Origin of the sequence: Candidatus Chlorohelix allophototropha (assembly GCF_030389965.1) — a bacterium.
Lineage (GTDB): Bacteria > Chloroflexota > Chloroflexia > Chloroheliales > Chloroheliaceae > Chlorohelix > Chlorohelix allophototropha.
Genome location: NZ_CP128400.1, coordinates 1,422,145 through 1,434,703, shown reverse-complemented (window position 1 = coordinate 1,434,703; position 12,559 = coordinate 1,422,145). Strand labels below are relative to the sequence as shown.

The window sequence follows — 12,559 nt, the reverse complement described above, 5'->3', positions numbered from 1 at the left end:
ATAACATTATAACATAATAGCCCTGAATTTTTAACGGGCTTATTTGCAACTAAATTTTATTTGTATAATCTATTTAAACGATGCGATTTCAAATTATGGTAGTAAAAAAGAGAAATCCGTCAAGATGTAACATCCCAGCGGATTTGTGAATAAAAATATAATAGCACATTAGAATTCTAGGAGTAACTTACCCGGTTGCGTCCCTCACTCTTACTCTGGTAGAGCAATTTGTCAATACGCTCAAATAAACTATCGGGCGTATCATTGGTGCTATTGAGAGCAGCGCCGATAGAAATAGTAACTTTAATCTCGCCGTGTAGAGTATGCAATTGAGCTTTCCCCACCAACGCTCTGATTTTCTCGCTAATTGCTATTAGTCGCTCTTGATCCATATTGTGTAATACCACAACAAATTCTTCTCCGCCCCAACGACCAACAAAGTCTGTTACGCGAACATTATTAGCAATTGTTTTAGCAACCATTTTTAAAACTTGATCGCCAATATCATGCCCGTAATTATCATTTACCTTTTTAAAGTAGTCTATATCAATTAATAATACACCAATTTGATCACCCAGTTGTTGGGCTTCGCCTAGAGAAAAGCGAAATTTATGCTCGATAAAACGGCGATTGCCAATACCGGTGAGGGCATCTTCCATTGCCTCTTTTTGAAAATTATTGGCTCGTTTGCGTTCTTGTATGGTGATAGAGTTATCGCTGAAACTTTCCACCGCGCCAATAATATTACCTTCCTCATCCACTAATGGAGCTACCCGAACCAATACAGGGACACGATGCCCATCACTATGATGCAGAAACACTTCCGCTTCACGAACCGCACCGTCGGTAATTGTTTCAGAAATTGGACATCCAGTAATACAAAGGAGAGTCCCAGACTCGCTTACATGCATTAGTAGGTTCTCAGAACATTTACGACCTATTACGGTTTCACTATCGTAACCCGTAATACGTGTTGCCCCCTTATTCCAGTAGGTAATCCTTTTATCTTTTCCAACCAGATAAACACCATCAAACAGATTATCTAGGATTATCCGGTAAAATTCTTCTTTTCCAAACACTTTATCACCTTCATCAATGTAACTTCGAAACTTACCCTAATCTAATTATAATTATAATCAATATCACAAGTATTCTGTAAGTAGGTAATATTATAGAACTTTCGCTTTTAGGCAAGGGACTTAAGCCCTTTGTCCGTAATCTAGGCTCATTTTTACTATCGCAAGCGGAAGTCCTAAATAAAATTTTTATGTCAAAACTTAAAGCATCGAACATAAATAGGTTGGGATTATAATAAAAGGTGGGTTGAAAAAACCTTAGAGGTATAAGTTTAGCCGATAAAATCAGGAGCGTAGCACGGAAATAACCAGTTCAGCGTAAAATTTCGCACCTTCAGGGCGTAGGTGAAGCCCGTCGTCCCAAAATAATTCAGGATGATTATTAGAAGCAGCAAACCAATCGACCAGTTGGGTATTGGGGTAGCGTTTCACGCCCCTAGCAATAATATCATTATTTGCCTCTTCCCAACGACGCGGAACTTTATCATTTACAAATATAACCCGCTTAATATCTCCTAAAGTTTGCATAAGTTCGTCAAATTGCTGATCGCTAATACCACCGTTATTGCCCAAATGTATTATTACCAAATTTCCCAGAACGCCTTCTTTCCTATATGCCTTCAGAATATCGGTCGCTCGCATAAATTGGCGACTAACCTCTGCATCGATAGTTAAGCCGGGAATAAAATTGCCCAAGTCTTTTGCTGCACCCAGCATTACCGAGTCCCCAATAGCAGTAACCCGCAAAGGTACTTCAGGAGTTGGAGTTGGTTCAGGTGTTGCGGTTGCCGGTGGTGTGGCAGTAGGCAAGGGTGTATGGGTAGGTTGGGGCGGTTGGGTTGCCTCAAAGGTAGCAATAGCTTCAGGAGTAGAAGATGGCAACAGAGCATAATTTGAAAGTGGAGTTGCCGTAAAAGCTGGCAGAGTAATATTTATTATGTTGGGGTAAGTGATTTTAAGAGAAGTTTCTGCCAGATAAGCAGGAGTTTGAACAGGATGCGCTGCAGAAACAGCCCCAACTAACGCCAGTGAAAATACTATGAATGTAGTTAGAGACATCTTCCAGCGCCAACCGAGTATTCTGCGCTTAATACCGTTAGCCTCGCGCCAAGATTTCCAAGCATTACCCAAAGCGCCTTTACGTATAGGTGTTTCTACAACGGTGTAAGAAAGTTCGGCAAACAAACAGGTTAATACAAGACGTACCACTAACAAGGGCAATCCGTTTAAGGATACATCCAGATTCGAGCGCGTAACCATATAAATTGGCCAGTGCCAAAGGTAAATTCCATATGAGCGCGAGCCAATCCAACGCATAACGCTTAAGCCTAGTAAGCGTGTAGCTAATCTGTTATAGGGATGTACTACTACCGCTATTAAGATTGCGGTAAGAAGTCCGGTTACCAGAAACCCGCCTTGATACAAGAAAGGGTTCGATTCATCCAGCCAAATTAAGATAAAGACTAAGCCGCCAAATGCCGCAAAACCTGTAATGTCCAGAAGTATGGGGGGAATCCTATCTTCCCGTGATTGCATACGCCATGGTGTCCAGAAATATGCCAGCGCCGCCCCAATCAGCAAACCGGTAGCACGGGTATCAGTTCCATAGTATATTCGCGAGGGGTCTATATTCGGTATATAGAGCGCAGCCATCAACAGAGTTGAGCCAATAATTCCTATACCCAGAATAAGCAAAGCTAATACTTTGCGTACTTTTATGAGAACAAAACTTAGGAGCAACGGAAAGAGGATATAAAATTGCTCTTCTACTGCCAGTGACCATAAGTGCTTTAAAAGCGATGGTCTGGCGATAAGCTCAAAATATGATTTATTCTCAAAAATAAGATACCAATTTGTAATGTAGCTAGTTGCAGCGAGGGCATCGCCTCGAATACCGCCTACCTCGTCGGGCAGGAAAATTAATGAAAAAGCCAAGGTTGCGATGAGCAAAAGGAAAACGGCGGGAAGCAAACGACGAGCGCGCCTGAACCAGAACATTTGGAGGTTGGCACTACCTGTGCGACGTACTTCTTCCAGTAATAGCGAGGTGATTAGATAGCCACTAATTACGAAAAATATTTCAACGCCTAAAAAACCGCCCGGTATAAATAGTAAATCGGCGTGATAAAGTATTACTGCAATTACAGCAATAGCCCGTAAACCTTCCAGACCCGGCAGGTATGGTAATCGTGCTTCGTGAGTGAGTTTCTCAACAAAGGTAAACGTGCTTATTTTAGTAGTTATTAGCGGTCTCTGAACCTCAAGCATTGATCAGAATCCTAAAAACTTTGTTGATTTTGTTTGAATTCTGTATGATGTTTATATAATACAATATTTCAGGAATTTATGCTACTACAAACCTGCATTAAAATTTTATTAAACAACAAAACCAAGTCTCGGGGTTTTGCTTCTACATTTTAACATCAGGGAGAGAATTTACAGATATAGTTGTTTCGCTGAGACCTTCCAGCGGTGGCAGTTCAGACAAGTTTTTTAGACCAAACTGATGTAAGAATTCTATGGTGCTTCCGAATAACACCGGATGTCCGATGCTTTCGGCACGCCCTACTTCCTCAATCAAGCTTCGTGCCTGCAAGGTATTTATAACCCCACTACTATCTACCCCACGTATTGCCTCTATTCCTTGACGAGTAATCGGTTGGCGGTAAGCAATAATGGTCAAGGTTTCAAGCGCGGCTGCCGAAAGGCGGGAAGCTGGTTGTAAACCGAGAAAGCGTTCAATATAGGGGGCAACTTCCGGGGAAGTAACCAGTTGAACTGTGTTGTTATGTCTGTAAATACGTAAACCCCTATCGTTGATTTTGTAATCTTCGTTAAGGGTATTGATTAGTTCTTCAAGCCAGTTTGGCTCTACTTGCAAAGCCTTTTGTAAATCGGCAAGATTAACAGCTTCTGCGGAGATGAACAGTATCGCTTCAATAGCGGCTAATTGTCGAGAGATATTGGAGTTTTCCATTTATTTATCAGTCTGCTTGCTCATTGTTAGTAAGTTTTAATACTGCCTGATAAAGAATATCCAAGCTGCTTAAAACACCTTTCCCCTCTTCGGATACAGCCTTAGAGATGTCGGAAATATGCCGGATTGTAGATACTAGCTGTCCGCTGGCATCACGTTGCTGTTGGATGGCTACGGCAATTTGGCGTGCGAGAGTTGCAGTATTTTCAGCCATTGCTACAACTCCCTCCAACGCGCTATTAATCTGGCGTGAACCTGAAATGACCTGAGTAGTTTCACCAACACCCTGTTGAGCAGTTTCGGACGTAGCTTGTATTGCTCGGCGAAAATCATCCATAACTCGCCTGACTTGATCTGCCGCATCGCGACTGCGATTAGCCAAACGTTGGACTTCGTTGGCAACACTAGCAAAGCGTTTACCGTATTCACGCGCACCCGCCGCTTCAATAGTAGCATTCAAAGCCAGCAGATTGGTTTCTTCGGCAACTTCGGTTATCAATTCAATAATTTGGTCGATTTGATGTGCCTGATTGTACAAGTCATCCATCGAATTGGCAAACTCTTGGGCACGTTCACTGATTGATAATAGGGAACTTAAAGCGGTTTGCACATTATCCGTGCCATCTTCAGCTACTTTGAGAGATTCTTGAGCAGTTAAATCTACCTGACGAGCCAAGCGTGCAATCGCATCGTTAGTCTGACCAAATTGTTCAACGGTAGTGGTTACCTCTAATACAGCAGCGAGTTGATTAGTTGTATAAAGGGCTTGCTCGTTAAAGGAGGAGGCAACTTGTCCGGTGAGGGCGTTGACCTGAAGTGATAATTGACGCTCAGCATCACGCTTTTGCGCTAGCTCACGATTAAGGGTATCTAAACTAAAATTTCGCTCTCTCAAACGTGAGATGAGATTTTGCGAATTAGCATCAAAAAACCACGATAGCCCCGCCATCACTACTAAAAGAGCAACAGGAGTGCTGATATTATTAAAAACGTCGGTTGGCTTCTCCAACAAAAAGAGTCCGGGTTTAACGCGGAGTAATGCCACAATAAAAATGCCGGCAATACCAACCCCTGCAAAAATAAAACAGTAAACAGCCCCAATAATTACCGAAGATGCAACTACTGGCAAGATTAGCAAAGTCGAAATCGAACGCAAATCTATAACGAACATTTCATCCGGTGAAGTAAACACATAGGTAAGTACCAAACCGTTTACCAGCAAGAAAAAAATAATAGCAGAGATGTTGGGAGATACTACTCGATTTAACAGAAAACACAAGAGAATTATGGCTAACCCTGCCAACTGAGGAATGAACTGTCGAAAATCAATATTGGGGAAAGTAGGAATCTGAGTGGTTAAAATAAGAACCAAAACCCCTAATCCAGTAACCAACAACAAGACATTAAAAAGCCGGGCGCGCCTTTGCTCGTCCGGATTTAGTCGCGGATTAGGGGCAATCAGTTTTTGCCAAATATTAACTTTGCTCTGCGTTTCAACCTGACGGATAGTACAATAACCCCCTGACCCGATTAAGTTCCGAACTTATAGCCTAGTCCGCGCACATTCAAAATATATTCGGGATTATTAGGGTCACGCTCTATTTTGTGTCGCAGGTGCTTGATATGAACCCGGATCATAGAGCGACTATCAAACTCACTGAGATCATAATTGTGAACTTGCTTTACTAGGTATTTACAACTCAAAACGCGCCCAGCATTGTTCATTAAAGTAACCAACAAGTTAAATTCGGTAGGAGTCAGACTCAGCATCTCGTCATCACGACGAACTTCGTGCTTTCTAATATCTACTACAACGTCACTAACCTTGATTATTTCTTCGTCTTCGATTTTGGCACTTTTAACTTCAGCAATTGCTGCGGATTGGATTTCGCCACCCTCAATTACGCTGCGGGCGAACTGTCGCGCTTGTTCAGCTAATCGTTTTTGGTTTAGAGTTTCTTCGCGTTTTTTCAGCCCTTCTTTAAGGCTATCCTTGAGAGCTTGAATCTTGATCGGCTTAAGCAAGTAATCAGAAGCGCCTGTACGAATCGCTTCCATTGCACTGTCCAGTGAACCATGTCCGGTTAGCATTATCACCACAGTATCAGGGGAGCGTTTTTTTACTTCGCGCATAACTTCGAGACCATCAATATCCCGGAGTTTTAAGTCTACCAGCACAAGGTCATAGACAGCATCTTCCAGAGAAGAAACCGCCTCAGTACCACTTGCTTTGGTAGATATTTCGTAACCTTCATCATCCAGCGCATCACTCAGGTAGCGTAAAATATTTTGTTCATCATCGACAATTAAAATCTTAGGGCTTTTCATTGGTAAACTCCCATCCTAGAGTGAAACTGGCATCTATGCCAAGTAACCAGCTTAAGCAGATGTATTCCAATTTAGCTAAACAAGTATCCACACGGCGAAAAATAAATAAAGATTATGTCTATTTTAGCACACTTTTTAATTCTTTTCTGCATTTTTGATACAACCCCCTGTATACTCAACTGAAATTTTCCGACTTTTCAAATGTGTTAAAATACTTTATGGCAGTTATAAAGTGACCGGAGAGGAGTGCGGTGGCTAATAACCTTATATTGTTTTATGGGTGCGCAAACGATTCATCGCTTACACCTGTAGAATTGGCGATGGATAAGCTGCTGAGATTAGCCGCCGTATCTACCTTACAGACTGCTCGCTCGACCGGTCTTTTTGAAAGAATGCTAGTGCTGACCAACGACCATTCTTTCAACCCACCAGATGGGGTTGAACTGCTGTTCGATAATGAAATTTCTTCTTCTGGTACATTTGATTTTGGGTATTCGCTAAGTCGAATAGCACAATTGTTGCCTTCAAAAGATGCCGTCGTTTATGCTGGAGCAGGGGCAGGGGCGTTGTTCTCTGTAGCCGAATGGCAATCTTTGCTTAAAGTTTTGGAAGAAGAACCGGCAGTTGTAACAGCTAATAACTTTTTTAGCGCTGATATAGTAGGCTGGAAACCGACAGAAGCTGTTAATAAACTTGTCGCTCGTAATGAATTGCCGGATAGTGATAATAATCTGGCTTGGAGTTTATGCCAGCGCGCCGGTTTAGTATGGCGGCAAATGTTACCGGGAGACAGTCGGACGTTTCGTACCATTTTTGATATAGATACTCCTACCGATGGAGCCGCTTTAAAAATATGGCTTGATAATAATACAGAACTGAGCTTGCTCAAAGAGTTTTTAAGTGAGGAAAAATCTTTCCCCACTCGCAACGCCAGCGCTTTTTTACGCGAATTGGGTCGTTTTGAAAGCGAAGTGCTGATAAGCGGCAGAGTCAGTGGTGGAGTGCATCGTTTGCTAGAAACGCGCACACATGGGCAAACCCGAATACTTAGCGAAGAACGGGGTATGCGTGCCAGTGGTAGAGAAGCAAAGGGCTTGGTAAAATCTCTGGCAGGGATAATTCTGGAAAAATCCGGCCCACAGAGTTTTTTTTTCCAACTAGCTGAATTAAGTACAGCCGTAGCGATTGATACACGAGTTTTGTTTGCCCATTTAAAATATAATTTCAGCCGATCTGACCGTTTTAACAGCGATGCTTTTAATCCCGAAGGTATTCATGATGCCTACTTACGGGAATTTACCTACGCAGCAGTGGAGGTTCAAGAGAAAACTGGGCTGACCGTTTTAATGGGCGGTCATTCTTTAATAGCGGGAGATTTAATGTTACTATTGGAGTTAACTCCCCCACGTTTCGGCTAAATACAGGTCGGTTTGTCTTAATATATTAGGTTAAAATAAGCGAGAACAGAAATGGCGAAAAGCAAAAGGTCCTTGAAACAAACCCAAGAATTGGGAGCATCACCTCAAATTACCAAAAGAGCGGCTACACCCGGTGGACAGCCCCCATTGAATACTAGTAATGAAGAGAAACAAACTGTAGATATACGTATTCTCAGTTGGTTCGGCAACAATAATTGGCTGCTAGCACTGATGAATCTCGGTGCGGCTATTGCTATGTTTGTTCTGGGCGGAACTGCGTTAATTACCGGAGGATTTGGGCTATTTTTGCCGCTCGGTTTCGGTTTATTAGGATTGAGATTTGTAGTAGTATTCTTGGAAGTAGCGTTGCAATTGCAACTGGGCGGTACAGGTAAAATCCTGAAAACCGGGTTACCTTTGATTGCGCTAATTTTCTTAGTTATAGGACTTAGCTTAAAGATTTAGACAGTTGTAAATATAAACAGAAGTTTTGGTATTAAAATAAATCACATATTAATAATGAGGTCATTCAAGTAAAATGAATAAAGATTCTTACAGGGTCGCCATGCTCAGCGTGCATACCTGTCCCCTGGCAGTTTTGGGTGGCAAAGAAGCAGGCGGCATGAACGTTTATGTGCGCGAACTAAGCCGAGAACTGGGGCGGCGCGGTATAATGGTAGATGTCTTTACCCGTACCCAGAGCTTGATTACACCCCTGACCCATACTTTGAGCGATAATGCGCGTATTATCCACTTACCGGCAGGACCGCTCAAACCTTATAATAAAAACAAGATATACGATCATTTGCCTGAGTTTGTGCGCAATATCCAGAATTTCCAGCGCAGCGAAGGCTTGCAATATGACGTTATCCATTCCCATTACTGGCTAAGTGGGTATGCAGGCTTGGTGCTGAGCGAGAAATGGCGAGTGCCTGTAGTGCAAATGTTTCACACCCTAGCTTTGCTGAAGAATGCTACGGCGCGCAATGAAAGCGAACTTGAGCCGGATATCCGCACAGAACGCGAAACCTTATTAATGGATAAAGTGGATCGAATTGTGGCTGCCACCGCCGCCGAAAAAGCTTCATTAAGTTGGCAATACGGGGCAGAAGCGGACAAAATAGATATAATTCCTTGTGGAGTGGATTTGAAGCTATTCAAGCCACGTCACAAAGCCGATGCACGTACCCAGTTAGGTTTGACCGCACGCAATATTCTATTGCTGGTAGGGCGAATTGAGCCGATCAAAGGGGTGGACGTACTGATAGGCGCTATTCGGCAGTTGGTGGAAAAGGGTGAGCGAGATACACAGGTGATTGTGGTGGGAGGAGGCAATAAGGCAGGGCAGGACGATAACCCGGAAGCCATTCGCCTTCAGACTATGGTAAGAGAGTTAGGTTTGGATGATTATGTAAAGTTCCTGCCCTCTCAGCCTCAGAACTTGATGCCATTTTATTATAGCGCTGCTGATATTACTATTATGTCAAGCTACTATGAGAGTTTTGGCATGGCTGCCCTTGAGTCACAAGCTTGTGGAACTCCCGTAATTGCCAGCCGAGCAGGCGGGTTGCCCTACACGGTAAAGGATGGCTATAGTGGTTTACTGGTTCCCCCCGGAGATGAAGCTGAACTGGCTAATGCCATCCGCCAATTACTGGATGATACCCAATACCGCAACAAGCTCGGACACCAAGCGATTCTCCATGCCGAGCAGTTTAGCTGGCGCGCTATCGCCGACCGAGTGCTGGAAACTTACCAAGACTTGACCGGTGTCATAGCTGAATCCAGAGTAAGCATAATGAGTAAATAACTACAGAACCGATTTTTATGAATTAAAAATCCCTTTCCTTCAAATTATTTGCGAAGGAAAGGGATTTTTGAGCTATACGGATTATTTTCTAGAAGGGGCGCGTGGGCGCAGAGCAAAGGCATAGGCAGCCATAGCCATCATAATACCTACCAAGCCAATTTCAATAAATGTAATGGCTTGCAAACGCTCGGTCACTACCACAGTACGGCTTGGAGGGTTGGCTGGATAAATAACAGTTGGTCCATTTGGGTCACTGGCAGCGCAAACACTCCCATTTTCACTTGAAGTAGAGCAAGTTACCGAAGAAAGTGCGCCAAAAGTAGGGAGTTGGTAACTAGCGGCAAGTGTCTCTGTTCGAGTGGAAGTAAAGTTAAAAGCACCAATAATGTCCAGGGCTAGAAACAATACCAGCAATGTAGCAGCAATCGCTCCGGCAAAAGTAGAAAAGCGATAAAGCGGTTTTGGCTTCAAACTATTAGCTTGGGCTTGGCTCAGGACAAATGAACGCGGTAGTGGTTGGTCAATAGCCGAAATGCGACGGAACATTGCGCGCACCCGTTGCAAGCCTGCCACTTCTTCCCGGCAAGACTCGCAACTTGCGAGATGTTCCTCCATTTCTTTTAGTTGTTGGGTAGTTAACCGCCCGTCCACGTAGTCATCTAGATGAATAGAATACAACTCATTATGGTGGTCAAAGGCGGATTTTGGTTCTCGCTTAAACACGGCATTCTTAGGACTTTTCCCAAAGTCCTCTCCCGGCAAACCTGCCAGAACCGACAGGAAGGCATAATTAAAGATTGAGGAAAACCAACTCTATATTATAGACGCCTGTTTCGCGACAAAAGTTCCGTATTTTGCAACAATTCGCGTATTTTGGTGCGTCCTCGGTTTAGGCGGCTTTTAACCGTTCCGAGCGAAGTGTGGGTCATCGTCGCTATTTCTTCATAGTTCATCCCCTGCACATCACTCAATATTATCACTAACTTCTGTTCGGGAGGCAGCTTATCCAGAGCACGACTCAGTTCAACCATCATCTCCCGCTGCAAATATTTATCACCCGGATCAGAATCAACGTCTTCTAGCAACGCAAGGGCGCTACCACCTACTTCTTCGGCTTCGTTCACCAGTGCATCCAAAGAAGAGGTAGGGCGGCGGCGGCGGGTACGCAAACGGTCATAGCTTATATTGGTAGCTATACGTAACAGCCAGCTTTTAAAAGACCCGCCGCGATATTGCCCGATTGCGCGATACGCCTGAAAGAAAGTATCTTGGGTAGCATCGGCGGCAGATTCCCTATCCCCCAGCAAACGGTAAGCTAAATTAAATATTCGTTGCTCGTACAAAGTGACCAATTGGTTAAATGCGGGGAGGTCACCTTGCTGAGCGAGAATAACCAAACCGTCTTCGCCTGCCTTATCATCATCGATAGGAGTGCTAATTTTCATGACTTCAGATGCTTCTGATGATTGCTGGTTTCGGCTAATGTAATTCAACATTAGTTACTACCGATTATACCTTCCGCGCTACCGTAATTAATGATAACCCAAAAGGTAAATTAAAATTTGTGTGACGCAAGACTCTAGCTTCTTGAGCCATTATACCAATAAGTATTTTGTTGAGTAGAGGGTGTGGCGGTTTCAAATCACTTTCAAGTTCTTCATCCACTTTGTTTTTGAGGAGAAATTTTTTAATGAGACGAGAAATGGCAGCAGGAGGAAAAAGGAAGGTATTTAGGTAAGACATACGAACCGGCGCAAGACCATGCTTTGCCAGTAAAGCTTGCACCTCTCCCCGATTAAAACGTCGCAACACTCTGACTGCTATATCATGCTCACTGTATAAAAACTGATATGCGGGCAACTTTATAATTGCCAACCCTCCATGATTTAGTACCCGTGCTACTTCTCGAAAGCCCGGTTCTGGGTCGGATAGGTTAGAAATAACCTCGAAACTGACCAGAATATCTATCGAATTATCTGCTACGGGAATTGCAGTAATAGAACCTTGAAATAGGCGGCGGTCAAGTTTGCGCCGACGGCAAAAGCGCAGGGCTTCGCTGCTAATATCAAACCCTACCGCTCGATTAGTGGCGATTTCCCCTTCAAAACCAGCAGCAAGGTGCTGCAAGGTCGCTCCTGTGCCGCATCCGGCATCGAGAACAACTGGGTTTGGTTTGGCTTGCCAATCCCAATGGCGTTGCAGCAAACTGAGAAGATTCCGGCGCATGCCCTCATACCACCAGAAATTATCCTCCACATTGTACATGATACCGTATTCGTGAAGGCGCATTTCAGTAGAGGCAGGGGCTGTTTGTTCAGCCAGTTTCAGGGACAATAAACGCTCCTTTTAGCAGAAGGATAGCAATTATCCTGAGTAAGATAGTCAAATTTCGGTGCTTAATCTGCACAATTTGAGTATATATACCATCAATCAAGCTGTCAAAATCTAGCTATTAGCAATTTTTTCAAAGTATTCGTTCATTACCTGTTCGTGCAAAGAAAAAGCGAGGGGTTCTGGTTTTTCCAGTATCTTTATCTCGGTACTTTCGGCTGATAACCGGAACGGGGGAAGATCGGCTAGGGTACGAAGCTTTGCCAACGCAAAGATAAGCACTGTACCATCCGGTGCGCTTAAAACCTTGAAGTTTTCAAGTTCAGCCGAATCAACAGTTACTCCTGTTTCCTCCAGCAGTTCTCTAGCAGCAGCCTGTTGCCAACTTTCGCCAAGGTCGATAAAACCACCCGGAAGTGCCCACAAACCCTTTTTCGGTTCGATACCGCGACGTACCACCAACAAACCGCTATCTATCGGAAGCAAGGTTACAGCTACCGGAATAGGATTTAAAAAGGTGGCATGACCGCATACCGCACATTTGCGTGGGAAGGGAAGGGCATCCTCAAATTTTGCGCCACACCAAGAACAATAGGAGTTCTTTTTAAACATACTTGAA

12 protein-coding genes are annotated in these 12,559 nt (G+C 43.7%); 3 read left to right on the top strand and 9 right to left on the bottom strand.

What is annotated here, in order from left to right; all coding sequences use genetic code 11:
- Nucleotides 1-176: 176 nt before the first annotated feature.
- From OZ401_RS18780 to OZ401_RS18760, 5 genes are all read right to left on the bottom strand, one after another.
- Nucleotides 177-1,079: a sensor domain-containing diguanylate cyclase gene (locus OZ401_RS18780; protein WP_341470052.1), complete on the bottom strand. Its 903-nt coding sequence runs from the start codon at nucleotides 1,077-1,079 to the stop codon at nucleotides 177-179.
- A gap of 282 nt (nucleotides 1,080-1,361) precedes the next feature.
- Complete coding sequence (locus tag OZ401_RS18775) at nucleotides 1,362-3,344, bottom strand: acyltransferase family protein (protein WP_341470051.1); 1,983 nt, start codon at nucleotides 3,342-3,344, stop codon at nucleotides 1,362-1,364.
- 142 nt (nucleotides 3,345-3,486) lie between these two features.
- On the bottom strand, nucleotides 3,487-4,053 hold the full coding sequence (scpB, locus tag OZ401_RS18770) for an SMC-Scp complex subunit ScpB (RefSeq protein ID WP_341470050.1): 567 nt from the start codon (nucleotides 4,051-4,053) through the stop codon (nucleotides 3,487-3,489).
- Between the two features lie 7 nt (nucleotides 4,054-4,060).
- Nucleotides 4,061-5,425: a methyl-accepting chemotaxis protein gene (locus OZ401_RS18765; RefSeq protein ID WP_341470049.1), complete on the bottom strand. Its 1,365-nt coding sequence runs from the start codon at nucleotides 5,423-5,425 to the stop codon at nucleotides 4,061-4,063.
- Nucleotides 5,426-5,583: 158 nt separating this feature from the next.
- Nucleotides 5,584-6,381, bottom strand: coding sequence for a response regulator transcription factor (locus OZ401_RS18760; protein ID WP_341470048.1), 798 nt, complete (start codon nucleotides 6,379-6,381; stop codon nucleotides 5,584-5,586).
- Between the two features lie 251 nt (nucleotides 6,382-6,632).
- Between OZ401_RS18760 and OZ401_RS18755 the strand changes: the two genes are divergently transcribed.
- The 3 genes from OZ401_RS18755 to OZ401_RS18745 all read left to right on the top strand — a co-directional run bounded on the left by OZ401_RS18755 (nucleotide 6,633) and on the right by OZ401_RS18745 (nucleotide 9,609).
- On the top strand, nucleotides 6,633-7,799 hold the full coding sequence (locus tag OZ401_RS18755; RefSeq protein ID WP_341470047.1) for a hypothetical protein: 1,167 nt from the start codon (nucleotides 6,633-6,635) through the stop codon (nucleotides 7,797-7,799).
- Between the two features lie 51 nt (nucleotides 7,800-7,850).
- Nucleotides 7,851-8,264, top strand: coding sequence for a hypothetical protein (locus OZ401_RS18750; protein WP_341470046.1), 414 nt, complete (start codon nucleotides 7,851-7,853; stop codon nucleotides 8,262-8,264).
- 73 nt (nucleotides 8,265-8,337) lie between these two features.
- Entirely contained in the window at nucleotides 8,338-9,609 is a 1,272-nt protein-coding gene (locus OZ401_RS18745; RefSeq protein WP_341470045.1) for a glycosyltransferase, read from the top strand.
- A gap of 81 nt (nucleotides 9,610-9,690) precedes the next feature.
- Here OZ401_RS18745 and OZ401_RS18740 read toward each other — a convergent pair whose 3' ends face one another.
- The 4 genes from OZ401_RS18740 to OZ401_RS18725 all read right to left on the bottom strand — a co-directional run bounded on the left by OZ401_RS18740 (nucleotide 9,691) and on the right by OZ401_RS18725 (nucleotide 12,552).
- Nucleotides 9,691-10,332 (bottom strand): anti-sigma factor family protein, encoded by a 642-nt coding sequence (locus tag OZ401_RS18740; protein WP_341470044.1) that lies wholly within the window; start codon nucleotides 10,330-10,332, stop codon nucleotides 9,691-9,693.
- 95 nt (nucleotides 10,333-10,427) lie between these two features.
- The gene (locus OZ401_RS18735; protein WP_341470043.1) at nucleotides 10,428-11,054 is read right to left on the bottom strand and encodes an RNA polymerase sigma factor; all 627 of its coding nucleotides are present in this window, start codon (nucleotides 11,052-11,054) and stop codon (nucleotides 10,428-10,430) included.
- 64 nt (nucleotides 11,055-11,118) lie between these two features.
- Nucleotides 11,119-11,943 carry a class I SAM-dependent DNA methyltransferase gene (locus tag OZ401_RS18730; RefSeq protein ID WP_341470042.1) on the bottom strand — a complete coding sequence of 275 codons (825 nt, stop codon included), beginning with the start codon at nucleotides 11,941-11,943 and terminating at the stop codon, nucleotides 11,119-11,121.
- A 111-nt stretch (nucleotides 11,944-12,054) separates the two neighbouring features.
- Nucleotides 12,055-12,552 (bottom strand): NUDIX domain-containing protein, encoded by a 498-nt coding sequence (locus OZ401_RS18725; protein WP_341470041.1) that lies wholly within the window; start codon nucleotides 12,550-12,552, stop codon nucleotides 12,055-12,057.
- Nucleotides 12,553-12,559: the final 7 nt, after the last annotated feature.